Here is a 24005-nt window from a genome sequence, read left to right on the forward strand (position 1 = left end):
AGCAGGGGCATTTTTGTCGGTGGCGGCGGATAGCCTGCCCGGTGCACTCCTGTAGACCCCAACGACCATCGGGAACGCTGTGGCTGACCGTCTCGTCGTGCGTGGCGCGCGCGAACACAACTTGAAGGACGTCTCGCTTGATCTCCCTCGTGACGCCCTGATCGTCTTCACCGGGCTGAGCGGCTCGGGCAAGTCGAGCCTGGCCTTCGACACGATCTTCGCCGAGGGCCAGCGGCGCTACGTCGAGTCGCTGTCGGCCTATGCCCGGCAGTTCCTGGGCCAGATGGACAAACCCGACGTCGACTTCATCGAAGGCCTGTCGCCGGCGGTCTCCATCGACCAGAAGTCGACCAGCCGCAACCCGCGGTCGACCGTCGGGACGATCACCGAGGTCTACGACTACCTGCGGCTCCTGTGGGCCCGCATCGGCAAGCCCCACTGCCCGACCTGCGGGCGGCCGATCGCGCGGCAGACGCCGCAGCAGATCGTCGACCGGGTCCTGGAGCTGGAGGAGGGCACCCGCTTCCAGGTGCTCGCGCCGGTCATCCGGGGCCGCAAGGGCGAATACGCCGAGCTGTTCCGGGAGCTCCAGACCAAGGGATACGCGCGGGCCCGCGTCGACGGCACGATCATCCGCCTCGAGGAGCCGCCGACCCTGAAGAAGTACGAGAAGCACGACATCGAGGTGATCGTCGACCGTCTCGCCGTCAAGGACACGGCGCGCCGCCGCCTGACCGACTCGGTCGAGACGGCGCTCCAGCTCTCCGGTGGCACGATCACGCTCGACTTCGTCGACCTCGACGCCGACGACCCCAACCGGGAGCGCTTCTACTCCGAGCACCTCTACTGCCCCTACGACGACCTGTCGTTCGAGGAGCTGGAGCCCCGGTCGTTCTCGTTCAACTCCCCGTTCGGCGCCTGCCCCGAGTGCACGGGGCTCGGCACCCGCATGGAGGTCGACCCCGAGCTGGTCGTCCCCGACCCCGAGAAGACCCTCGGCGACGGCGCGCTGACGCCCTGGTCGGGCGGCCACACCAGCGACTACTTCGAGAAGCTGATCGAAGGGCTGGGCAACGCCCTCGGCTTCACCCTCGACACGCCGTGGGAGAAGCTGACCAAGGCCCAGCAGAACGCCCTGCTCCGGGGGCACGACGAGCAGGTCCACATCCGCTACAGCAACCGGTTCGGGCGCCAGCGCTCCTACTACACCGACTTCGACGGCGTGATCCCGTGGATCCAGCGCCGCCACGCCGAGTCCGAGAGCGACGCGGTGCGGGAGAAGTTCGAGGGCTACATGCGGGAGATCCCGTGCCCGGCGTGCAAGGGCCGCCGCCTGAAGCCGGTCTCCCTCGCGGTGACCGTCGGCGGTTCGTCGATCGCCGACGTCTCGGGGCTGTCGATCGGCGAGTGCGCGAAGTTCCTGGCCGGGTTCAAGCTCTCCGAGCGCGACATGCACATCGCCGAGCGGGTGGTCAAGGAGATCAACGCCCGCCTGGGCTTCCTGCTCGACGTGGGCCTCGACTACCTGACCCTCGACCGGGCCGCCGGCACCCTCGCCGGTGGCGAGGCCCAGCGCATCAGGCTCGCCACCCAGATCGGATCAGGCCTGGTCGGCGTCCTTTACGTGCTGGACGAGCCGTCGATCGGCCTCCACCAGCGTGACAACATGCGGCTGCTGGAGACCCTGATCCGGCTGCGCGACATGGGCAACACCCTGATCGTCGTCGAACACGACGAGGACACCATCGCGGCGGCCGACTGGGTGGTCGACATCGGCCCCGGCGCGGGCGAGCACGGCGGCCAGGTCGTCGTCTCCGGCACCGTCGAGGAGCTGCTGGCCAGCGAGGAGTCGCTGACCGGCGCCTACCTGTCCGGGCGGCGGGCCATCGAGGTGCCCAAGAAGCGGCGCAAGCGCGACCGCAAGCGCCAGCTCGTGGTGAAGGGCGCCCGGGAGCACAACCTCGGCGGCATCGACGTCGAGTTCCCGCTCGGCGTGTTCACCGCCGTGACCGGGGTGTCAGGGTCGGGCAAGTCGACGCTGGTCAACGACATCCTCTACACCGCGCTGGCGCGGGAGCTCCACGGCGCCAAGACCGTGCCGGGGCGTCACTCGCGGGTGACCGGGATCGACCTGCTCGACAAGGTCGTCCACGTCGACCAGTCGCCGATCGGGCGTACCCCGCGCTCCAACCCGGCCACCTACACGGGCGTGTTCGACCACGTCAGGAAGCTGTTCGCGCAGACGACCGAGGCCAAGATCCGGGGCTACCTCCAGGGCCGGTTCAGCTTCAACGTCAAGGGCGGGCGCTGCGAGGCGTGCGCGGGCGACGGCACGATCAAGATCGAGATGAACTTCCTGCCCGACGTCTACGTCCCCTGCGAGGTCTGCCACGGCGCCCGCTACAACCGGGAGACGCTGGAGGTTCACTACAAGGGCAAGACGATCGCCGAGATCCTCGACATGCCGATCGAGGAGGCCCTCGACTTCTTCGAGGCCATCCCGGCGATCAGCCGCCACCTGCGGACGCTCAACGACGTCGGTCTCGGGTACGTCCGGCTCGGGCAGCCCGCCACGACCCTGTCGGGTGGTGAGGCCCAGCGCGTGAAGCTCGCCTCCGAGCTCCAGCGCCGCTCCACCGGCCGGACGATCTACGTGCTCGACGAGCCGACCACCGGCCTCCACTTCGAGGACATCCGGCGGCTGCTGGGCGTGCTGGAGCGGCTGGTCGACGCCGGGAACACCGTGATCGTGATCGAGCACAACCTCGACGTGATCAAGACGGCCGACTGGGTGATCGACATGGGCCCCGAAGGTGGTTCGGGCGGCGGCCGGGTGGTCGCGACCGGCACGCCAGAGGACGTGGCGCTGGTCGACGCGAGCCACACGGGACGCTTCCTGCGCAAGATCTTCGACCTGTAAGTGCATTTCTTCATATTCCGCTCGGACGCGATCGGTCAGGCTGAACCGCGAACGGGGTTAGGGCCGTATCTGCCAATGATCGGGAAGTCCCCCAGCGGAGGATGGAAATGAACGTGAACGGCACCTCTGAGCAGGATCAGGTCACGAGCGCGATGACGCGGCGGGGCCTGGTCTTCGCGGTGGGCGGCGCCGGGCTGGCCGCCGCCCTGACGGCGTGCACCGGCTATTCCTCCGGCACGGCCACGAGCGCCGAGCCGCCAGGATCGGTGCCCGCCGACCAGGCGAAGCCCGCCGGGGGCAGTGACAACCCGCCTCCCGCCGCCGACGACCAGAACGACCCCCCGGCCGAGGAGCCACCCGCCGACGAGCCGGCCGAGGAGGAGGAGCCCGCTCAGGCGGCCAACGCCTTCGCCAAGACGGCCGACATCCCCGAGGGCGGCGGCAAGATCTTCGAAGCGGAGAAGATCGTCATCACCCAGCCGACGGCGGGCGAGTTCAAGTGCTTCACCGCGGTCTGCACGCACGCGGGGTGCTCAGTGGCCAGCATCTCCGGGGGCACCATCAACTGCCCCTGCCACGGGAGCAAGTTCAAGATCACCGACGGCTCGGTCGCGGGCGGCCCCGCACCGTCGCCGCTGGAGGAGAAGAAGATCACGGTCAACGGCGGCAACATCGTCCTGGCCTGACCGGGTTGTGGCGCGGTCCGCTCGGAAGGGCTGGAACGGGTGAGCTCGTCTTGGCCTGGCCGGGTTGTGGCGTGGTCCGCGCGGAGGGGCTGGAACGGGTGACGTCGTCCTGGTCTGGCCGGGTTGTGGTGCGGTCCGCGCGGAGGGGCTGGAACGGGTGACGTCGTCCTGGTCTGACCTGGCCGTGGTGCGGTCCGCTTGGAAGGTCTGGAACGGGTGACCTCGTCCTGGCTATCCAAGTTCGGGGTTGGCGTGGTCTGTTCCAAGGGTTTGGAGCGGGTGACTTCGTCTGAACTGGCTATCCAGGTTCAGGATTGATGCGGTCCGTCCCGGGTTCCGGAACGGCCTGGTGGGCCCTGGGCAATGTCGTTCTGCCCTGAGGGTCGCGCTGATCGCGCGCCGAGGGATGTCCGGTGGTGGTGCGGACGGTCTTGGGTGCTGTGGTCCTCGTCCTGGCGCTCCGGGCTGAGTGTGAGTGTTGCCTGCGGTTGTCCCGCATGTGGCTCGGTCCTTCTAGAGCTCTCGGAACGGGCCGTTCCTGGGCAACATCGCTCTCGCCTGGAAATTCAGGCCAGCTGCGGTATGGGCTGGTTGCGGCGTCATCCGTTGCCGGTCTCCCCGAGAGCGCAGCTGCGGGCGACATCGTCTTGGCCAGCCGGGCTCGGTTGTGGGCGGTCCGTTCCGGGATTCCGGGACAGGACAGCCGGAGCCGACGTCGTCTGGTGTAGCGATCCGGGGTGGGCGCTCACGGCTGTCCAGGGGCGCGGTCCGTTTCGGCCCCGGTCGGACACCTGATCTACGGCAGTGCTGCCAGGGCGTCTTGTGGGCCGTCGGCAGGAGTCGGCTCAGATGACTCGTGGGGGGTTGTCTGCGCGGGCTTGTGCGGCGGGCGGCGGTTTCCCCCTGCCGACGGGACCCAGTAGGTCTCGGAGGAGGTCGTACCGGAGGAGCCGCCGCAGCAGCCGCTCCAAGAGCGTCGATGGCGAGGGGTGTCCGAGCGGTCACGCCCCGGCGGGCGCGGATCTCATGACCGCGGGTGGCGGGGTGATGGCCCGCCCGCCACCAGGGAACCTACGGCCGGAAGCGGCTCTGACTTCAGGCATCGGAGTCGACGGTCCGTCACCATCGGGGACGGGTCCCGGCCTTGGGGTGGTGGGGGCGATGGCCTGGTCCCCACCGGGAAAGGGTGGCCGGACACGGTCCCGGCTTCAGGCACCGGGGTCGTCGTCCGGCCACCGCTGGAACGGGTTTCCGCGTTTGGGTAGTGGTCCCTGTCGGGTTGGCCGGCCCGGGTTCCGGTTCAGGCGGCGAGGACCAGGCCGCCGCTGGGAACGGGACGTTCTCGGGCCACCACGTGCATGGTCTCGCCCTTTGGACGGTGTCTCCGCCGGGGGAGGTCGGCCGACCGGATTGCGGCGCCGGGTCTCGGCTGGACGGCGGTGACGTGAGCCCGGGGGGAATGGGTGTCGGCTTGGGGTGTTGGGGGCGTTGGGTTGACGGTCGATTGTTGATCATGGAGGTGTGAGGGCTTTCGCGCGGGACGACCGGTCCGGGTGGTATGTCCTGGTCGCGGGGGCCGTACTCGGGTGGGTGCTGCTCGTCGCGTTCCGGCATGCCTGGGTGGGGGACTGGGATCTGCACGTCGCGACGTTGCGGGCGGCGCTCGACGACTCGCACGCCGGAGGGTGGGCTCCGACGCCCTACGTCCTCGGGCTGGCGCTGGTCGCGCGATTGTCCGGGGCGGAGCCCGAGACCGTGCTGGGTGTGGCGGGGATCCTCAACGTCCTGGCGCTGCTGGTGGCGCTGCGGGTGTTCTGCCGGCGTCTCGGCGCGGGGGACTCCGTGGTGGTGCTGACGGCCGGGTTCACCCTCGTCCTGTGGGGGGTCGCCGGGTTCGGGTGGAACGGGTTCCCGGGGCTGACCGCGCTGTCGTTCTCGTTCGCGTTCCCCTCCACGCCGGCCTACGCGCTGATGGTGGCGGCCTGGACCGTCTTCGCGCGGTTCCGGGACAGCGGGCGGGGGCTGGTGGCGCTCGTCGTGCTGCCGCCGGTGATCGTGCTGGTGCATCCGTTCACGGCCGTGGAGACGCTGGTCGGGATCGTGGGCATCCTGGTCGCCCGGCGGTGGGAGTGGCGGCGGCTGGTGCTGATCGTCCCCGCGGGGGTGGGGGCGGTCGCGCTGGCGCTCGCGTGGCCGTACACCGAGGTGGGAGGGCTGCTGACGGACGAGCCGGAGATGTACCGGCCGCTGGTCGAGGAGCCGCTGGCCCGATATGGCCTCGCGCTGGTGGGCCTACCGGCTCTGCTCTACGGGCTGCGCCGGCCCTTCGGGCGGGAACTGCTGGTCATCGCGGCGCTCGGGGCGGTGATCGCGGGGCTGGCGGTGGCCTTCGGGCGCTACGAGTTCGCCCGGCTCATCCCGGTCGTCGGGCTGATGTGCCATCTGGCGCTGGCGCGGCACCTGGGGGAGCGGCTGACCGGATGGCGTCCGTACGCCGTGGTGACCGCCGTCGCCTGTGCCGCCGGTTTGACCTGGACGCTCCCATGATGTCGTTGATCATGGAATTGGAATGTCGGTGCGGGCGGATAGGCTTTGAGGCGTGGCTGATCCGGCAACTTATCGGCCCGCACCCGGATCGATCCCCGAGTCCCCCGGCGTCTACCGTTTCAGGGATCCCTCCGGCCGGGTGATCTACGTGGGCAAGGCGAAGAGCCTGCGGCAACGACTCAACTCCTACTTCGCCGACTTCGCGAGCCTCCACTTCCGCACGCAGTCGATGCTGACCACCGCCGCCCGCGTCGACTGGACCGTCGTCGGCACCGAGGTCGAGGCCCTCCAGCTCGAATACTCCTGGATCAAGGAGTTCGACCCCCACTTCAACGTCAAATACCGCGACGACAAGTCCTATCCCTACCTCGCGGTGACCATGTCCGACGAGTTCCCCCGCGTGCAGGTCCTGCGCGGCGCCAAGCGCAAGGGCACCCGCTACTTCGGGCCCTACAGCCACGCGTGGGCCATCCGCGAGACCGTCGACCTGCTGCTGCGCGTCTTCCCGGTGCGGACCTGCTCGGCGGGCGTGTTCAAGCGGGCCGGCCAGATCGGGCGGCCCTGCCTGCTGGGATACATCGACAAGTGCTCGGCGCCCTGCGTCGGCCGGGTCACCCCGCAGCAGCACCGCGACCTCGCCGAGGACTTCTGCGACTTCATGGCCGGCAACACCACCCGCTTCATCAAGCGCATCGAACAGGAGATGCGCGAGGCGGCGGCCGTCGAGGAGTACGAGCGCGCCGCGCGGCTGCGCGACGACGTCCAGGCGCTGCAGAAGGCGCTGGAGAAGCAGGCCGTGGTGCTCGGCGACGCCACCGACGCCGACGTGGTGGCCCTGGCCGAAGACGAGCTGGAAGCCGCCGTCCAGGTCTTCTACGTGCGCGGCGGGCGCATCCGCGGCCAGCGCGGCTGGGTCGTCGACAAGATCGAGGAGTCCACCCCGGGCGACCTGGTCGAACACTTCCTCATCCAGATGTACTCCGAGGCCGAGATCCCCCGCGAGATCCTCGTCCCGGCCAATCCGCCTGACCACGACGCCGTCGTGGAGCTGCTGTCCGAGGCGAAGGGCGCCCGGGTCGCCGTCCGCATCCCGCAGCGCGGCGACAAGAAGGCGCTCATGGCGACCGTCGAGCGCAACGCCAAAGAGGCCCTCACCCAGCACAAACTCCGCCGCTCCAGCGACCTGACCAGCCGCAGCAAGGCCCTCCAGGAGCTCGCCGACGGGCTCGACCTCGACCAGGCCCCGCTGCGCGTCGAGTGCTACGACGTCTCCCACATCCAGGGCACCAACGTGGTCGCCTCGATGGTCGTCTTCGAAGACGGGCTGGCCCGGAAGAGCGAATACCGGCGGTTCCAGATCAAATCCACCGAGGGCGACGTCGCCTCCATCCACGAGGTCATCACCCGGCGGTTCCGCCGCTACCTGGAGGAGCGCAGCGCCACCGGCGAGCTCGGCGGCGAGCCCACCGGCGAGCCGATCGACCCCGAGACCGGCCGCCCGCGCAAGTTCGCCTACCCGCCCAACCTGGTCGTCGTCGACGGCGGCCCCGCACAGGCCGCCGCCGCCCAGCGCGCCCTCGACGAGCTCGGCATCGACGACGTCGCGGTCTGCGGCCTGGCCAAGCGGCTGGAAGAGGTGTGGCTGCCCGGCGACGACGAGCCGGTGATCCTGCCGCGCACGAGTGAGGCCCTCTACCTTCTGCAACGGCTCCGTGACGAGGCGCATCGCTTCGCGATCACCTACCATCGTGCCAAGAGGTCCCGATCGCTCACCGAGAGCGCTCTGGACGCGGTTCCCGGTCTCGGCCCCGCCCGGCGGCAGGCTCTTCTCCGTCACTTCGGCTCAGTGAAACGCCTTGGTGACGCGACGGCCGCCGAGATATGCGAGGTTCCCGGCATCGGGCCGGCGACGGCCGAGGCCATCGTCGCTGCGTTGAAGGGGGAGAGCGCATGACCGACACCACCGACCGGACGGGCGAGCCGGGTTTCGTCATCGTGACCGGCATGTCCGGCGCCGGGCGCAGCACCGCGGCCAAGGCGCTGGAGGACCTGGGCTGGTTCGTCATCGACAACCTGCCGCCGGGCCTGCTGTTCTCGCTGGCCGAGGAGGCCGGGCGGGTCAAATTGGCCGCCGACCACGTCGCGGCGGTCGTCGACGTGCGGTCGCTGGCGTTCACCACCGACCTCAACGCCGCCATCGAGGAGCTCGACGGGCGCGGGGTCGAGGTCCGCGTGGTGTTCCTGGAGGCCAGCGACGACGAACTGGTGCGGCGCTTCGAGAACGTGCGCCGCCCCCACCCCCTCCAGGGGGAGAACCGTCTCGTCGACGGCATCGACCGCGAGCGCGGCATCCTGCGCGAGGTCCGGGCCAACGCCGACCTGGTGATCGACACCTCCAAGCTCAACGTCCACGAACTCCGCAAGAAGATCGTCTCGTTCTTCGGCGGGGAGGACCGGCCAGGCCTTAAGGTCAACGTGGTGTCTTTCGGTTACAAATACGGCCTTCCGGTCGATGCCGACCTCGTGGTCGACTGCCGTTTCCTGCCCAACCCCCATTGGGTGCCGGAACTGCGGCCGATGAACGGTCTCGACGCCCCGGTGCGCGACTACGTGCTCAGCCAGCCCGGCGCCAAGGAGTTCCTCGACGGCTACGAAGAGGTCTTCGGCGTCGTCGCGGCCGGTTACACCCGTGAGGGCAAGGGCTACGCCACCCTCGCCGTCGGCTGCACCGGCGGCAAGCACCGCAGCGTGGCCATGAGCGAGCAGCTCGGCGCCCGGCTCCGCGAGCGCGGCATGGACGTCCAGGTCAGCCACCGCGATGTGGGTCGCGAGTGAGTGAGGGCGGCCCCGGGAGACCGAGGGTCGTAGCGCTGGGAGGCGGCCACGGCCTGCACGCCTCGCTCTCCGCCCTGCGCCGGGTCACCACCGACCTCACCGCCATCGTCACGGTCGCCGACGACGGCGGTTCCAGCGGCCGGCTGCGCCGCGAGCTCGGCGTCCTGCCGCCCGGCGACCTGCGCATGGCGCTGGCCGCGCTGTGCGGCGACGACGAGTGGGGCCAGACGTGGTCCCGGGTCGTGCAGCACCGCTTTCACGGCGAAGGGGACCTGCAGGGACACGCGGTCGGCAACCTGCTGATCGTGGCGCTCTGGGAGCTCCTTGACGACCCTGTCAAGGCGCTGGAGTGGGTCGGCCGCCTCCTCGGCGCCCACGGGCGGGTGCTGCCGATGGCCTCGGTGCCGCTCGACATCGAGGCAGAGGTCGAGCTCGACGGCCAGGTCACGACGGTGCGCGGGCAGGTCGCCTGCGCGGTCACGCCGGGGCGGGTGCGGGCGATCTCGCTCGTGCCGTCCGATCCGCCGGTCTCGCCCGAGGCGGTGCGGGCCATCCACGAGGCCGACTGGGTGGTGTTCGGGCCCGGGTCGTGGTTCACCAGCGTGCTGCCCCATCTGAAGGTTCCCGGGCTGGCCAGGGCGCTGGCCACCACGAGCGCGCGGCGGCTGCTCATCCTCAACCTGGCCCCTCAGCCGGGCGAGACCGACGGCTTCTCCCCGGAGAACCACCTGGAGGTGCTCCGCGACCACGCGCCGTCGTTGCTGGTCGACGCGGTGGTGGCCGACCGGGGCGTGGTGCCCGAGCCGAGTGAGCTGGAGAAGGCCGTGGTGACCCTCGGAGGGCGTCTGATATTGGCTGATGTGGGAGCCTCTGACGGATCTCCCAGGCACGACGCACCACGCCTTGCCACTGTCCTGGACGAGATTTTCCGCGAGAAGCGGTGATACCCCCTAGTCAGCGTGCGAGACACTAACGGCCATAGTCTGTTTGGGGGAGGACACGCGCTAATGGCCATGACAGGCGTGGTAAAAGACGAGCTGAGCCGCCTTCCGGTGCTCAAGCCCTGCTGCCGCAAGGCCGAGGTGTCGACGCTGCTGCGGTTCGCGAGCGGGCTCCATCTGGTGGGCGGGCGGATCGTGATCGAGGCCGAACTCGACACCAATGTGACGGCCCGCCGCCTGATCAAGGACATTGGCGAGGTGTTCGGCCACAAGGCCGAGGTGCTGGTGCTGGCCCCGGCGGGGCTCAGGAAGGGGTCGCGCTACGTCGTGCGGGTCTACAAGGACGGCGAGGCGCTGGCCCGGCAGACCGGCTTGATCGACAACCACGGCCGCCCGGTGCGGGGGCTCCCGCGCCAGGTCGTGTCGGGGGCCACCTGTGACGCCGAGGCCGCCTGGCGGGGCGCGTTCCTGGCCCACGGCTCGCTGACCGAGCCGGGCCGGTCGATGTCGCTGGAGGTGACCTGTCCGGGGCCCGAGGCCGCGCTCGCGCTGGTCGGTTCCGCGCGCCGCCTCAAGATCCACGCCAAGGCCCGCGAGGTGCGGGGGGTCGACCGGGTGGTCGTCCGCGACGGCGACGCCATCAGCGCGCTGCTGACCCGCCTGGGCGCCCACGACAGCGTGCTGGCCTGGGAGGAGCGCCGGATGCGGCGCGAGGTCCGGGCCACCGCCAACCGCCTGGCCAACTTCGACGACGCCAACCTGCGCCGCTCGGCCCGCGCGGCCGTGGCCGCCGGAGCGCGCGTCCAGCGGGCCCTGGAGATCCTCGGCGACGACGCCCCGGAACACCTCGTGATCGCCGGGCGGCTCCGGGTGGAGCACAAGCAGGCCTCGCTGGAGGAGCTCGGCCAGATCGCCGACCCGCCGCTCACCAAGGACGCCATCGCCGGCCGCATCCGCCGCCTCCTGGCCATGGCCGACAAGCGGGCCCAGGACCTCGGCATGCCGACCACTGAGGCGAGCCTCACCGCCGACATGCTGAGCGGCTGAAGCGGGAAACCGGCCGAAAAGGGCGCAATTTTTTACAGTTAGCCGCCCCGCTTTGCGGCTTTCTTACGCTATGCCGCCCTGCGGCAGACCCACTTGGTCTAAACCAATTTGAGTCCGATAGGGTCTGCACCGAGGTTTCAGTCACGTAACGACGGACGAGGAGATCGGATCCCCGTGACCATCCGCGTAGGCATCAACGGCTTCGGCCGGATTGGCCGCAACTTCTGGCGAGCCGCCGCAGCCAGCGGCAAGGACATCGAGGTCGTCGCTGTCAACGACCTCACCGACAATGCCACGCTCGCGCACCTGCTGAAGTACGACAGCATCCTCGGCCGCCTCCCCTACGAGGTGAAGGCGACCGCGGACGAGATCATCGTCGACGGCAAGCCCATCAAGGCCTTCGCCGAGCGCGACCCGGCGAAGCTGCCCTGGGGCGACCTGGGCGTCGACGTCGTCGTCGAGTCGACCGGCTTCTTCACCGACGCCAACAAGGCGAAGGTCCACGCCGAGAACGGCGCGAAGAAGGTCATCATCTCCGCTCCGGCGAAGAACGAGGACGTCACCATCGTCATGGGTGTCAACCACGACACCTACGACCCGGCGAACCACACGATCATCTCCAACGCGTCGTGCACCACCAACTGCCTGGCCCCGCTGGGCAAGGTCCTCAACGACTCCTTCGGGATCGAAAAGGGCCTCATGACGACGATCCACGCGTACACGCAGGACCAGAACCTGCAGGACGGCCCCCACGCCGACCTGCGCCGGGCCCGCGCCGCCGCGCTGAACATCGTCCCCACCTCGACCGGCGCCGCCAAGGCGATCGGCCTGGTGCTGCCGGAGCTCAAGGGCAAGCTCGACGGCTTCGCGCTGCGCGTGCCGATCCCCACGGGCTCGGCGACCGACCTGACCGTCGAGCTCAAGCGCGACGTGACGGTCGAAGAGGTCAACGCCGCGTTCAAGGCCGCCGCCGAGGGGCCGCTGAAGGGCTTCCTGACCTACACCGAGGACGACATCGTCTCCAGCGACATCGTCACCGACCCGAGCTCCTGCATCTTCGACGCCGGCCTCACGAAGGTCTTCGGCAACCAGGTGAAGGTCATCGGCTGGTACGACAACGAGTGGGGCTACTCCAACCGTCTCGTGGACCTCATCGAGTACGTGGGTGCCTCGCTCTGATGCGTGGACTCGACGAGCTCGACGTGAAGGGTCGGCGCGTCCTCGTGCGCGCCGACCTGAACGTTCCCCTCGACGGGGACGTGATCACCGATGACGGCCGCATCCGCGCCTCGCTCCCGACGATCCGGGAGCTGGCCGGCAAGGGCGCCAAGGTGATCGTCTGCGCTCACCTGGGCCGTCCCAAGGGCCAGGTCAAGCCGGAGTTCTCGCTGGCCCCCGTGGCCCAGCGGCTCTCCGAGCTGCTCGGTGAGCCGGTCGCCTTCGCCGCCGACGTGGTGGGCGACTCCGCCCGCGCCACGGTCGCGGCGCTGGAGGAGGGCCAGGTCGCCCTGCTGGAGAACCTGCGCTACGAGCCGGGCGAGGAGTCCAAGGACGACGCCGCCCGCGCCGAGTTCGCGGCCCGCCTGGCCATGCTCGCCGACCTCTACGTCGGCGACGGCTTCGGAGCGGTCCACCGCAGGCACGCGTCGGTCTACGACGTGCCCAAGCAGCTTCCCCACGCCGTCGGCGGCCTGATCGCCGCCGAGGTCGACGTGCTGAGGAAGCTGACCGAGGACCCGGCCCGCCCCTACGCGGTGGTGCTGGGCGGCGCGAAGGTCTCCGACAAGCTCAAGGTCATCGCGAACCTGCTGACCAAGGTCGACCGCCTGCTCATCGGCGGCGGCATGGCCTACACGTTCCTCAAGGCCCAGGGCTACGAGGTCGGCAAGTCCCTCCTGCAGGAGGAGCAGCTCGACACCGTCCGCGGGTTCCTGAACGAGGCCGCCTCGCGCGGCGTCGACCTGGTCCTGCCGGTCGACATCCTCGCGGCCGTCGAGTTCGCCGAGGACGCCGAGTACGAGGTCGTCGACGCCACCGCCATCCCGGCCGACCGGGAGGGCCTGGACATCGGCCCGCGCACGCGCGAGCTGTTCGCCCAGAAGCTGGCCGACGCCCAGACCGTGTTCTGGAACGGCCCGATGGGCGTGTTCGAGTTCGAGGCCTTCTCGGGCGGCACCCGCGCCGTCGCCGAGGCGCTCGTGCGCTCCGACGCCTTCACCGTGGTCGGCGGCGGCGACTCCGCCGCGGCGGTCCGCAAGCTCGGCCTGCCGGAAGACGGCTTCTCGCACATCTCCACCGGCGGTGGCGCCTCCCTCGAATACCTCGAGGGCAAGGAACTGCCCGGCCTGATCGCGCTGGAGGACTGACGTGAGCCGTAAGCCGCTCATCGCCGGCAACTGGAAGATGAACAAGAACCACCTTGAGGCCATCAAGCTGGCTCAGGAGCTCGCCTTCTCCCTGACCGACAAGGACTTCGACCGGGTCGAGGTCGCGGTGCTGCCGCCGTTCACCGACCTGCGCAGCGTCCAGACCCTGGTCGACGGTGACAAGCTCCGTCTCGTCTACGGCGGCCAGGACCTGTCCGCCCACGACGGCGGCGCCTACACCGGGGAGATCTCCGGCGTGATGCTCGCCAAGCTCGGCTGCACCTTCGTGGCGATCGGCCACTCGGAGCGCCGGCAGTACCACGCCGAGGACGAGGCCGTGGTCAACGCCAAGGTGAAGGCGGCCTACCGCAACTCGGTGACGCCGATCCTGTGCGTGGGCGAGGGGCTGCCGGTCCGGCAGGCCGGTAACCAGGTGAAGCACACGCTGGCCCAGGTCGACGGCGCCCTGGAGGGCATCTCCGCCGAGCAGGCCAAGACGATCGTGATCGCCTATGAGCCGGTCTGGGCGATCGGCACCGGCGAGGTCGCCACTCCTGAGGACGCTCAGGAGGTGTGCGGCGCGATTCGGGTGCGACTCGCCGAGCTGTACGACGCCGAAGTCGCCGACGCCGTCCGTATTCTTTACGGAGGCTCGGTGAAGTCTGACAACGTCGCCGCGATCATGGCTCAGCCCGACGTCGACGGGGCTCTCGTCGGCGGGGCCAGCCTCGACCCGGCGGAGTTCGTGAAGATCTGCCGGTTTTAGCGCAGATGTCGGCCTAGCTGGGTCATTATGGGGGTGCGACTTGACACCAGGTCGTACCCTCATAGAGCACGTTTGAATCGTCATGCCGCTCAGGCGCTATCCGGAAAAGGTCTGCCGTGACTATCGGAATCTCCATCGCCCTCATTCTGTCGAGCGCCCTCATGGTGCTGCTGGTTCTGCTCCACAAGGGCAAGGGTGGCGGTCTGACGGACATGTTCGGCGGCGGCTTCGCGTCGTCGTTCGGCGGTTCGTCCGTCGTGGAGCGCAACCTTGACCGTCTGACGGTCATCACCGGCGTCGTGTGGTTCGTCTGCATCATCGCGCTCGGGCTCCTGCTCAAGCCGTAGCAGGCCCAAGCGTCACATAGGGTTCATTCTCTCCCCGTGTTCCCCGCGGGGCGATCGAGCGAGGAGTAATCCGTGGGTAGTGGCAACGCGATCCGTGGCAGTCGAGTCGGAGCCGGCCCGATGGGCGAGGCCGAGCGCGGCGAGGCGGCCCCCCGAGTGCGTGTCGCCTTCTGGTGCGCCAATCTTCACGAGACGCGTCCCAGTTTCGCCAGCGACGCGGCCGTCCCGGAGTTCTGGGACTGCCCCCGTTGCGGCCTGCCCGCGGGTCAGGACCAGGCCAACCCGCCTGCTCCGCCGCGCAACGAGCCCTACAAGACCCACCTCGCCTACGTGAAGGAGCGCCGGAGCGACAAGGACGGCGCGCAGATCCTCGCGGAGGCGCTGGAGCGTCTGCGGACCTCTTCGCGCCCGATCTACTAGGTCTCGACCGAACGGCCCCGCTGGTCACCAGCGGGGCCGTTCGCGTTTATCCGAAGACCTTCTCCCCGTCGACGAATGTGGCCCGGACCTTGGTGAGGGCGATCTCCGACGCGGGTTCGGTGAAGGGGTCGCGGTCCAGGACGACCAGGTCGGCCGGGCGGCCGGGCTCGATCACGCCCGCAGGGGAGTCGTTCAGCCAGGCGCTTCCCTCCGTGTAAGCCGTCATGATCGTCCGCAGGTCGAGCGCCTGACCCGGGAGGAACGGCTTCGCCGAGTGCCCGGCGTGGTGGGAGCCGGGCGGTTCGACCCGGTTCACGGCGACGTGCATGCCCTCCAGGGGGTTGGCCGAGGAGACCGGCCAGTCCGATCCCGCCGCCAGCCTCGCCCCGCTCGACACCAGGTCGGCGAACGGGTACTGCCAGCTCGACCGGGGCTCGCCCAGGAAGGGGAGGGTGAGCTCGTCCATCTGGGGGCTGTGGGCGGCCCAGAGCGGCTGGAGGTTGGCGACCGCGCCCAGCGCGGCGAACCTGGGGACGTCGTCGGGGGTGATGATCTGCAGGTGGGCGATGTGGTGGCGGTTGGCGGGGTCGGTCCCGTCGAGGGAGTCGAGCACCTCCCGGACGGCCCGCTCGCCGATGGCGTGGAAGTGGACCTGGAAGCCCAGCGCGTCGAGTTCCCGGACATAACCGCGCAACAATGCAGGGTCGACGTAGGACAGGCCGGTGCCGCCGCAGCGGCAGTAGGGCTCGATGACCGCCGCCGTGAAGTTCTCCGCGATGCCGTCCTGCATGATCTTGATCGCGGTGGCGCGGAACCGGTCGAGGCCCTCGGCCGAGGCGCGGCGCTCGACCAGTGAGGGGATCTGCTCGGCGCCCCGGGTGCGGTCCCACCACAGCGCGGCGACCACCCGGGCCTTCAGCAGGCCCTTTCCGGCCACGGACAGATAGGTCGGGAGCTGGTCGTCGGAGCCCGCGTAGGAGCCGACGATCGCGTCCTGCCAGCCGGTGATGCCCAGCGAGAACAGGTGCCGCTGCGCGTCCAGCAGCGCCGCCTCCTGGTCGTCGGCGGTGGGGCGGGGGGTGAGCAGGCCGACCAGGTCCATCGCGCCCTCGTGCAGGACGCCGGTCGGGGCACCGTCGGGGTCGCGTTCGATGCGGCCGTCGGCCGGGTCGGGGGTGTCGCGGGTGATGCCCGCGCGCTCCAGCGCCCTGGTGTTGACCCAGGCCGCGTGGTGGTCGCGCTGGATCAGGTAGGCCGGGCGGTCGAGGAAGTCGAGCTGCTCGCGGCGGGGCAGACCGCCGGGGAAGGCGGCCATGTCCCAGCCGCCGCCGTTGATCCACTCGCGGTCGGGGTGCGCGGCGGCGTAGGCGGCGATCTCGTGGAGGTAGGCGTCCAGGCCGTACACCTCCGACAGTTCGCACAGCGCCCGTTCGAGACCGGCCTGGACGGGGTGGACGTGGGAGTCGGTGAACCCGGGCGTCAGCAGGCCGCCGCCGAGGTCGAACGGTTCCGCCCCGGAGTTCCTGAGATCGTCGAGGGAACCCACGGCGGTGATGGTCCCGTCGCGGACCAGCGCCGCTTCGGCGAACCCGCCGGGGGTGAAGACGCGGCCTCCGTGGAACAGGGTCTCGGTCAATTCAGTGTCCTGTGATCTTGTCGGCGATTCTGGCCAGCACGGACGTGCGGGGCACGCCGCCGGCCTCCCGGGCGTCGGCGAGCCGGTAGAGACGGTACATCGCGTGCACCCCCGTCCAGCGCAGGGGCTCCGGCTCCCATTTGCGCACCTTGCGGCCGACCCAGGGGAGGGCGGTCAGGTCGGTGTCGCGGCGCAGGACCAGGTCGCGCAGGGTCCGTCCGGCGAGGTTGGTCGCGGTGACGCCGTGGCCGGTGTAGCCGCCGGCCCAGCCGAGACCGGTCGCCGGGTCGAGCCCGACGGTCGCGCACCAGTCGCGCGGCACGCCCAGCACCCCCGACCAGGCGTGGGCGATCCGCGTCGAGCGGGCGGCCGGGAAGAAGTCGAGCAGCAGGCCCCAGAGAGCGTCGATCGTCCAGCCGTGGGTGCGGCCCCGGTCGTCGACCCGGGAGCCGTAGAGGTAGGGGCGGCCCCGGCCGCCGAAGGCGATGCGGTCGTCGGCGGTCCGCTGGGCGTACATGTAGTAGTGCGCCAGGTCGCCCAGGAGTTCGTGGCCCCGCCAGCCCACCTCGTCCCAGAAGCCGGGCGGGAGCGGCTCGGTGACGATCATGGAGCTGTTCATCGGCAGCCAGTCGCGGTGGTTGTCCTTCAGGGTCGCGGTGAACCCCTCGGTGCAGCGCAGCACCACGTCCGCGCGGACCGTGCCGCGCGCCGTCGTCACCCGGCCGGGCGCGATCCCGGTCACCTCGGTGCCCTCGTAGAGCTCGACCCCCAGGTCCTGTACGGCTCCCGCCAGCCCTCTGGCCAGTTTCGCCGGCTGGATCCTGGCGCAGTGGGGGCTCCAGGAGGCCGTCAGGGCCCCCTCGACCCGGATGTGCTCGTTCACCGGCACGACGGCCACGTCCTTGGGGCCCCAGCCCCAGGCGTGCTGCCCCTCGACCTCCTGCTCCAGGCGGAGCGCCTGGGCGGGGGTCCGGGCGACGTTGACGACGCCGCCCTTCACGACGTCGGCGTCGATGCCCTCGGCCGCGCAGACGGACACGACCTCGTCGACGGAGGTGAACAGCTCCCGCTGGAACGCCCGCGCCGCGTCGGCGCCGTGGGTCCTGGCGTAGCGCCGCGGGCTCCCCGGCAGCAGCCCGGCCAGCCAGCCCCCGTTGCGGCCGGACGCGCCGAACCCGGCGAACTCCTTCTCCAGGACGACCACGTGCAGCGTCGGGTCGGCCTTGATGAGGTAGTAGGCCGTCCACAGACCGGTGTAGCCCCCGCCGATGATCGCCACGTCGGCCCGCAGGTCGCCGTCGAGGCGGTGGGCGGGCTCCGGGACGCCGAGCGCCCGGTACCAGTAGGAGACGTCACCGTTGGCGAAGGAACCGGAGAGCGGAGCGTTCATAGGGGTAATCCTGCTCTATTCGTCATCGACGGCGCATCTCACGACGGAACGCGTCGTGAAGCGAGCGTTAGCCACCGCTATACGCAGACTTAACGAGATTTGTCGTGACGAAACGGGTGGCATACCCGTAGGTAGCAAATGCGTAACAACTCTCCGTCAGGCTGAGACACAGCGGAGGGAGAGACGTTATGGGGTTTCTGCGGATCAGGACGACGGTGGACGAACGTCCGGGGCGGTTGGCGTCGCTGGCGGCGGCGCTCGCGGCCAAGGGCGGCAACATCCTGGGCCTGTCCGTGCAACCCGACTCCGACGGCACCGTCGACGAGTTCATCGCCGACATCCCCGCCTCGCCCGACGACGTGCGCACCGCGCTGGAGGAGGCCGGTGGGCGGCGGGTCAAGGTCGTCCCGGCGACCGCCCACGAGCTGACCGACGAGCCCACCCGCGTGCTGCTGCTGGCGGCGCGGCTGCGGGCGATGCCGTGGCGGCTCCCGGAGATCCTCGGCGACCTGCTGCGCGCCGACGACGCCCGCTGGGTGTTCGGGGCGGTCCGCGGTGAACTGCCCGACCCGACCCTTCTCGTGGTGCCGGTGGCGGCCCGGCGGTCGATCCGGCTGCGGCGTACCGGCCTGCCCTTCACCCTGACCGAGGCGGCCCGCGCCGCCGCGCTGGTCCGGTTGGCCCAGCCGCCGGCCGACCCCGTCTCGGCCGAACGCGCCCTGACGCTGGGCGACGGGGCGGAGGTGCGGATCGAGCCGCTGGCCCCGATCTACCGCGAAGCCGTACGCGACCTGCACGAACGCTGCTCCCCGGAGACCCGCAGGTTCCGCTACTTCACCTCGGCCCCGAGCCTGCCGCCCCGCGTCTTCGACCGCCTCTGCGACCGGTCGAAGGGCCACGCGCTGGTGGCCGGGCACGACGGCCAGGTGGTCGCCCTGGCGAGCCTGGCCTTCTGCGCCGAGCCCGGCATCGCCGAGATGACCCTCCTGGTCGAGGACCGCTGGCAGGGGCGCGGCCTCGGCACGGCCATGACCCGCCTGCTCCTGGAGGAGGCCCGCGAGCTGGGCCTGGCCGAAGTGAGGGCGACGCTGCTCTCCGACAACACGCGCATGAGGAGTCTGCTGATCTCCCTCGGCGCCACGCTCGGCTACACCGAGGACCCCGGTGTGGTCGAGGCGCGGATCGCCGTGGGTGTGCTGGCGCCGGTCGTCCCGGCCTAGACCGCGCCACACGAACATTCCGGTCCGGGGCGGCTCAGGGGCCCCGGACCGGAATGATCACTTTCCCGGGTCGGGAGGCGCGCCCATCGCGTCGAGCCGCCGGTGGAGGCTGTCGAGGCTCTCCAGCACCTGCGTGAGCAGCCGCCGGTCCTCGACGTGGCGGCGCAGGGTGTTCCTGATCACCTGGTCGCCGGGCTCGGTCAGCCGGTCGAGCACCGACCGGTCCTTCGCGCCCTGGACCTGCATGCGCTGCTCCAGGGCGTCTTCCACGGCCTCGGGCGCGACCCCGGTCTCCACCAGCGCCTGGACGGCGACGCCCTCGCCCTCGCGGAGGGTGGCCAGCATGATGTGCTCGGTGCCGATGTGCCGGTCGTGCCGCCGCATGGCCTCCTGGTGGGCCAGGCCGAGGATCTTCTTGGCGCGCGGCGTGAACGGGATGTGGCCGGCGTCCCCCGCGGGCGGCTCCCCGGGCCCGCCGGTCATCCGGACGACGGCGGCCCTCACCTGGTCGAGTTCCACGCGGCATTCGGCCATCGCCTGCGCGGCCAGCCCCTGCCCCTCGCGCACGAGGCCCAGCATGATGTGCTCGGTGCCGATCCACGTGTGGTTCAGGGCGCGGGCCTCCTCGTTGGCGAGGATGATCACTTGCCGGGCGCGGTCGGTGAAACGCTCGAACACGGGCGGCCTCCGTGGCGGATCGGGGGGTCGGGGGTGGCTGCCCCCACTATGCGCCGGAATCGGCGGGCGCGCGAAGCGCGTGGACGTGGACCGGCCCGTGTTCGCCCTGCCGGGTCCTGACCCGGATCATGCCCAGCTTCTCGGCGAGCCGCCGCGAGGCGGTGTTGGCGGCGTCGGTCTCCGCCACGACCTCGGGCGCGCCCCGGACGGTGAAGGCGAACTCGACGACCAGCCGGGCGGCCTCCAGCGCCAGCCCCTTCCCCTGCCATTTCGGATCTACGCTGTAAAGGAGCTCGGCCGCGTGGTCGTCGGTGGTCCGCAGCCCGCAGACCCCGATCTCGTGACCGCGGACGATCGCCCAGAGCCCGTAGCCGCGCGACTCGAAGTCCTCCCGGCTGTCACCGATGATCTCGGCCACCAGTTCCGGGGTGACGACCGTGTCGTCGAAGAGGTGGAGCCGCACGCTCGGCTCGTTCCAGTGCACCAGGAGCCAGGCGGCGTCGGACGGGACGATCGGCCGCAGGATCAGCCGGTCTCCGCGCAACTCGGTCATGCGGGCAAGGGTATGACTTCCGGGTGACCCTTGATGAGGCTGCCGAGCAGCTTTACGCACTGTCGCCCGGGGAGTTCACCGCAGCGCGGAACCGGCTGGTCAAGGAGACCGGCGACAAGGAGATCGGGAAGCTCCGCAAGCCCACCGTGCTGGCCTGGGCGGTCAACCAGGTGGTCCGGTCGCACCCCGCCGAGGTCGGCGAACTCCTGGCCGTGGGGGAGGAGATGCGGGCGGCCTGGGCCTGCGGCGACGGCGACGCCCTGGCCGCGCTCGGCCCCCGGCGCTCCGCCGCCGTGGCGACGGTCTCCCGGCTGGTCATGCGGGCCGCGTCCGGTCGGCTGAACTCGCCCGCCGAACTGGAGCAGACCCTCGACGCCGCGATCGTCGACGCCGGCGCGGCCGACCAGGTCCGCTCGGGCCGGCTGGCCGGGGCCCTGCGCTACAGCGGCTTCGTGCCCACCTCCGTCCCTCCCTCTCCGGTACGGAAGAAGCAGCCCGCCGTCGCCGACACGTCTGCCCGGGACGCCCGGGAGGCCCGGGACGCGGCCGTCGCGGCGGCGCCATGGGGAGTGGGCCGAGCAGCTCGGCCGGGCCGCAGCCGAGCGCGACGAGGCGCTCGACGCCGAGGCGGAGGCGGAGCGCGCGCTGACCGAGGCGCGGAAACGGTCGGCCTCCGCCGAGCAGCGCTACCAGGTCGTGCGGAAGGAGGAGGCCAGGGCCCGGCAGGCGCTGGAGGCGGCGTCTAAGGGCAGATGACGACCCGCCCGGGTGGCCGCTTCGCCACCGCCTCGTAGGCCTCCCCGGCCAGATCGAGGCCGAAGGTGAACGAGATCGGCGGCGGCCGGAAGTCGCCCGACTCCAGGTAGGCCGCGACCTGGGCGAGCCGCGCGGCGCACTGCCGGGTGCAGAGCCGCCGGGTGTCCAGGCCGATCATGCGCGCCTCCCGGTGGTAGAAGTCGGGGAGGTCGATCTCCACCTTCCGCGTCCCGGTCGAGCTGATGACGAGGAGCCGGCCGCCGTGGGCCAGGCAGGCCAGGGCGGCGGGGGTGGTGACACCGCCGACGGCGTCGTACACGACCTCGGCCCCCGCGCCCCGGGTCAGCCGCCGCACCTCACCGGCGACGTCGTCGTGCAGCAGCACGAAGTCGTCGAGGGCGGCGTCGTCCACCGGGGGTTTGCGGTCGATCCCGACGACCCGCGCCCCCCGCACCCGGCCGATCTGGGCCACCGCCGAGCCGACGGCGCCGTTGACGCCGAAGATCGCCAGCGTCTCGCCCTTCTCCAGCAGGGCGGTCTCGACCACGCCGAGCCAGCCGACGACGAAGCTGACCCCGATGACCGACGCCTCGGCGAAGGTGAGCCTCTCGGGCTTGCGGACCAGCGCCGTGACCGGAACCACCACGAGTTCGGCGTGCGACCCGTCGCGGGTGTACCCCAGGTCGCCGCCGGTGCCCCACACCTCCGTGCCGAGCCAGTCGCGCGGCCCGCCGACGACCACCCCGGCGAAGTCGCGGCCGGGGACGCGCGGCAGCGACGCGCCCGGGATGTAGCCGGAGACGGTCTTCAGGTCCGACGGCGTGACCGAGGCGGCCCTGATCGAGACCAGGGCGTCGTCGCCGTTCAGTTCGGGCTCGGTGACGTCGACGACCTCCAGGACGTCGGCGGGCGAGCCATAACGGGCGAATCGCAGGGCGCGCATGTCACGGCCTCCTCCCCGGCGTCGCCGGGCTGAGCGTGAAGGTCCAGTCGACGGTCTGGAACGGCTCGCCGACCTCGGTGCCGTCGGGGGCGGTGCCCGGCCCGTGCGGGACGAAGTCGGCGACCAGCGACCGCTTCACCGCGAAGACGGCGTCGTGCTCGAGATAGTCGTCGTCGCGCCGGAACAGCATGGTGATCAACGGCTGGTAGCCGTCGGCGTGCAGCCAGAAGTGGATGTGCTCCGGCCGCATGGCCGACCGGTCGGCTGCCCGCATGATCTCCCCGCACGGCCCGTCGACCGGCACCGGGTAGTAGCGCGGCGCGATCGACCGGTACCAGAAGCGGCCGTCGTCGTCGGTCGTCAGCAGGGCCCGCATGGCCGGCCGTCCGTCGAGCCGGTCCTCCTGCTGGACGTCGTAGTGTCCCTCGCCGTCGCTGTGCCAGGTGTCGACCTTCACGCCCCCGAGGGGCGCGCCGTCCGGCCCGAGAACCCGGCCACTGACGAACATCGGCGTGCCCGGCACCCCGCAGGAGATGTCGGCGCCGTTGGGCGCGGACGGCCGCCCGTCGACGAAGAAGGGGCCGAGCAGGGTGCTGTCGGTGGCGTGCGGCCCGTGGTGCTCGTTGATCAGGTCGACCAGGACGCTCAGCCCGAGTATGTCGGACAGCAGCACGTATTCCTGGCGGGTGGGCGTGGTGACCTGGCCGACGCGGGTCAGGAAGTCCATCGCGGCGAACCACTCGTCGCCCGTGAGCCGCGTCTCCCGGGCGAAGTCGTGCAGGTGCCGGACCAGCTCGACGAACAGCTCGCGGGTACGCCCGTCGCGGCAGCCCTCGAAGGTGCTCTGCACCTCTTTGGTGATCGTATCCTCGGTCAGGTCGATCGACATGGTCTCTCCCCCTCTTCGGACATCCTTCGACGGTAACCCGAGGTCGGAAGGCGGCCTGGCCAAGGGCCGGCACCGCCTCGGCAAATCCCGGATTTACCAGGGCGGCCCGCTGCCATCGGGCGGACCCGTTCGTGGTCGACCCCGGACAGGTCGCGGCGGCGAGGCGCCGGGCGGCTGTCCACCGCTCGGTTCAGTATCCGCTCACGCCGGGGCGACGCGCCTCCCATAGACGTGGTCGACCTTGAGCGTGATCAAGACGCGGCGTTGCTCGACCATGACCGCTCGGTACTCCTCCCAGTTCGGGTGATCGCCCGCGGCGGCGCGGTAGTAGTCGACCAAGGCCTGGGCCTCGGGCCCGTTCGGGTCGGTTCCCGGGCCGGTCACGGTGACGGTGCCCTCGGCGGTGGCCCAGGACCAGCCGTCGGGGCTGGTGACCTCCAGCACGGCGCGCGGGTCTCGGCGCAGGTTCACGATCTTGGCTGTCCCCGCGCTCGTCGACACATAGATGACTCCCGCGTCCCGATCGTAGAAGGGCATCACGGGGGACAGCTGCGGGAGCCCGTCCTGCTTGATCGTCGCGAGAACACCGAGACGGCTCTCCGCGAGCAGGGCGTGCGGGTTGAAAGGCGAAACAGTCATGCGAGGAGTATGGCGATCCACACACGTGTGACAGTTCTCAGAATGGTCTCGGTAGCCTGATCAGGCGGTCCGGAGTTGTCGTGGACACCCGGAGCGTTCACGCAACGGTGGGAGGCCGCTCACCGCACCCGGCACCGGCACGCGTCCTGTCCCCGGAACGCCGGCCGAAGACCTCCGCGCCCGGGCACAGCGACCACCAATGAATGACGCCGGCCCTCTCGCGGGACTTTTGAATAATCACAGCAAGTCGGCACATGATGCGCTGAAAGGATGCCGCGAATGGTGCTGGAAAAAGAACTGGGGTAGTGGATCTCGACATCGACGAGTTCTTGACTCCCTCGATCGGGACCTCGTCCTTGAATGGGCAGTGGCCGACACCGGCCGGAAATGGGTACTGCCATATGTGAAGCGATGGCCGGAGGCGCT

Annotated in this window: 21 protein-coding genes; 14 read left to right on the forward strand and 7 right to left on the reverse strand. The window is 70.5% G+C overall.

All coding sequences use genetic code 11. From position 1 onward, the window contains the following. The first annotated feature begins 79 nt into the window (after positions 1-79). The 12 genes from uvrA to AW270_RS36265 all read left to right on the forward strand — a co-directional run bounded on the left by uvrA (position 80) and on the right by AW270_RS36265 (position 14875). Positions 80-2920 carry an excinuclease ABC subunit UvrA gene (gene uvrA / locus AW270_RS36210; RefSeq protein WP_061300666.1) on the forward strand — a complete coding sequence of 947 codons (2841 nt, stop codon included), beginning with the start codon at positions 80-82 and terminating at the stop codon, positions 2918-2920. A gap of 113 nt (positions 2921-3033) precedes the next feature. Then, a complete protein-coding gene (locus AW270_RS36215; protein ID WP_245675022.1) occupies positions 3034-3606 on the forward strand; it encodes a Rieske (2Fe-2S) protein in 573 nt (190 codons plus the stop codon). 1521 nt (positions 3607-5127) lie between these two features. Continuing rightward, complete coding sequence (locus tag AW270_RS36220) at positions 5128-6153, forward strand: hypothetical protein (protein ID WP_061300667.1); 1026 nt, start codon at positions 5128-5130, stop codon at positions 6151-6153. Positions 6154-6205: 52 nt separating this feature from the next. Beyond that, positions 6206-8107, forward strand: a complete 1902-nt coding sequence (uvrC, locus tag AW270_RS36225) for an excinuclease ABC subunit UvrC (protein ID WP_061300668.1) — start codon at positions 6206-6208, stop codon at positions 8105-8107. Then, entirely contained in the window at positions 8104-8988 is an 885-nt protein-coding gene (rapZ, locus tag AW270_RS36230; protein ID WP_061300669.1) for an RNase adapter RapZ, read from the forward strand. The genes uvrC and rapZ overlap by 4 nt, the downstream gene beginning before the upstream one ends. After that, entirely contained in the window at positions 8985-9932 is a 948-nt protein-coding gene (locus tag AW270_RS36235; protein WP_061300670.1) for a gluconeogenesis factor YvcK family protein, read from the forward strand. Before rapZ ends, AW270_RS36235 begins: the two co-directional genes overlap by 4 nt. 63 nt (positions 9933-9995) lie before the next feature. Further along, on the forward strand, positions 9996-10976 hold the full coding sequence (whiA, locus tag AW270_RS36240) for a DNA-binding protein WhiA (RefSeq protein WP_061300671.1): 981 nt from the start codon (positions 9996-9998) through the stop codon (positions 10974-10976). Positions 10977-11150: 174 nt separating this feature from the next. Continuing rightward, a complete protein-coding gene (gene gap / locus AW270_RS36245; protein WP_061300672.1) occupies positions 11151-12155 on the forward strand; it encodes a type I glyceraldehyde-3-phosphate dehydrogenase in 1005 nt (334 codons plus the stop codon). Beyond that, the gene (locus AW270_RS36250; RefSeq protein WP_061300673.1) at positions 12155-13342 is read left to right on the forward strand and encodes a phosphoglycerate kinase; all 1188 of its coding nucleotides are present in this window, start codon (positions 12155-12157) and stop codon (positions 13340-13342) included. The genes gap and AW270_RS36250 overlap by 1 nt, the downstream gene beginning before the upstream one ends. A gap of 1 nt (position 13343) precedes the next feature. Next, positions 13344-14108 (forward strand): triose-phosphate isomerase, encoded by a 765-nt coding sequence (gene tpiA / locus AW270_RS36255; RefSeq protein ID WP_082802127.1) that lies wholly within the window; start codon positions 13344-13346, stop codon positions 14106-14108. A gap of 116 nt (positions 14109-14224) precedes the next feature. Continuing rightward, entirely contained in the window at positions 14225-14455 is a 231-nt protein-coding gene (gene secG, locus AW270_RS36260) for a preprotein translocase subunit SecG (protein WP_061300674.1), read from the forward strand. A 72-nt stretch (positions 14456-14527) separates the two neighbouring features. Continuing rightward, entirely contained in the window at positions 14528-14875 is a 348-nt protein-coding gene (locus tag AW270_RS36265) for an RNA polymerase-binding protein RbpA (RefSeq protein ID WP_082802128.1), read from the forward strand. Positions 14876-14921: 46 nt separating this feature from the next. On the opposite strand, the gene AW270_RS36270 is transcribed toward AW270_RS36265, so the two are convergent. Beyond that, on the reverse strand, positions 14922-16511 hold the full coding sequence (locus AW270_RS36270; RefSeq protein WP_061300676.1) for an amidohydrolase: 1590 nt from the start codon (positions 16509-16511) through the stop codon (positions 14922-14924). Position 16512: 1 nt separating this feature from the next. Then, positions 16513-17901, reverse strand: a complete 1389-nt coding sequence (locus tag AW270_RS36275) for an NAD(P)/FAD-dependent oxidoreductase (protein ID WP_061300677.1) — start codon at positions 17899-17901, stop codon at positions 16513-16515. Between the two features lie 188 nt (positions 17902-18089). Here AW270_RS36275 and AW270_RS36280 point away from each other — a divergent pair, with 188 nt between their 5' ends. Further along, positions 18090-19121, forward strand: a complete 1032-nt coding sequence (locus tag AW270_RS36280; RefSeq protein WP_061300678.1) for a GNAT family N-acetyltransferase — start codon at positions 18090-18092, stop codon at positions 19119-19121. Between the two features lie 57 nt (positions 19122-19178). Here AW270_RS36280 and AW270_RS36285 read toward each other — a convergent pair whose 3' ends face one another. Beyond that, positions 19179-19799 carry a Clp protease N-terminal domain-containing protein gene (locus tag AW270_RS36285; protein ID WP_061300679.1) on the reverse strand — a complete coding sequence of 207 codons (621 nt, stop codon included), beginning with the start codon at positions 19797-19799 and terminating at the stop codon, positions 19179-19181. Between the two features lie 46 nt (positions 19800-19845). Beyond that, entirely contained in the window at positions 19846-20352 is a 507-nt protein-coding gene (locus AW270_RS36290) for a GNAT family N-acetyltransferase (RefSeq protein WP_061300680.1), read from the reverse strand. Between the two features lie 23 nt (positions 20353-20375). Between AW270_RS36290 and AW270_RS36295 the strand changes: the two genes are divergently transcribed. Beyond that, entirely contained in the window at positions 20376-21098 is a 723-nt protein-coding gene (locus tag AW270_RS36295) for a hypothetical protein (RefSeq protein ID WP_061300681.1), read from the forward strand. On the opposite strand, the gene AW270_RS36300 is transcribed toward AW270_RS36295, so the two are convergent. The 3 genes from AW270_RS36300 to AW270_RS36310 all read right to left on the reverse strand — a co-directional run bounded on the left by AW270_RS36300 (position 21095) and on the right by AW270_RS36310 (position 23579). Beyond that, positions 21095-22051 carry a quinone oxidoreductase family protein gene (locus AW270_RS36300; protein WP_061300682.1) on the reverse strand — a complete coding sequence of 319 codons (957 nt, stop codon included), beginning with the start codon at positions 22049-22051 and terminating at the stop codon, positions 21095-21097. The genes AW270_RS36295 and AW270_RS36300 overlap by 4 nt on opposite strands. 1 nt (position 22052) lies before the next feature. Continuing rightward, on the reverse strand, positions 22053-22940 hold the full coding sequence (locus tag AW270_RS36305; protein ID WP_061300683.1) for a dioxygenase family protein: 888 nt from the start codon (positions 22938-22940) through the stop codon (positions 22053-22055). 201 nt (positions 22941-23141) lie between these two features. Further along, the gene (locus tag AW270_RS36310) at positions 23142-23579 is read right to left on the reverse strand and encodes a PPOX class F420-dependent oxidoreductase (RefSeq protein WP_061300684.1); all 438 of its coding nucleotides are present in this window, start codon (positions 23577-23579) and stop codon (positions 23142-23144) included. Between the last annotated feature and the right edge of the window lie 426 nt (positions 23580-24005).

It is taken from the genome of Herbidospora cretacea, from assembly GCF_001570605.1.
GTDB classification, from domain to species: Bacteria; Actinomycetota; Actinomycetes; order Streptosporangiales; family Streptosporangiaceae; genus Herbidospora; species Herbidospora cretacea.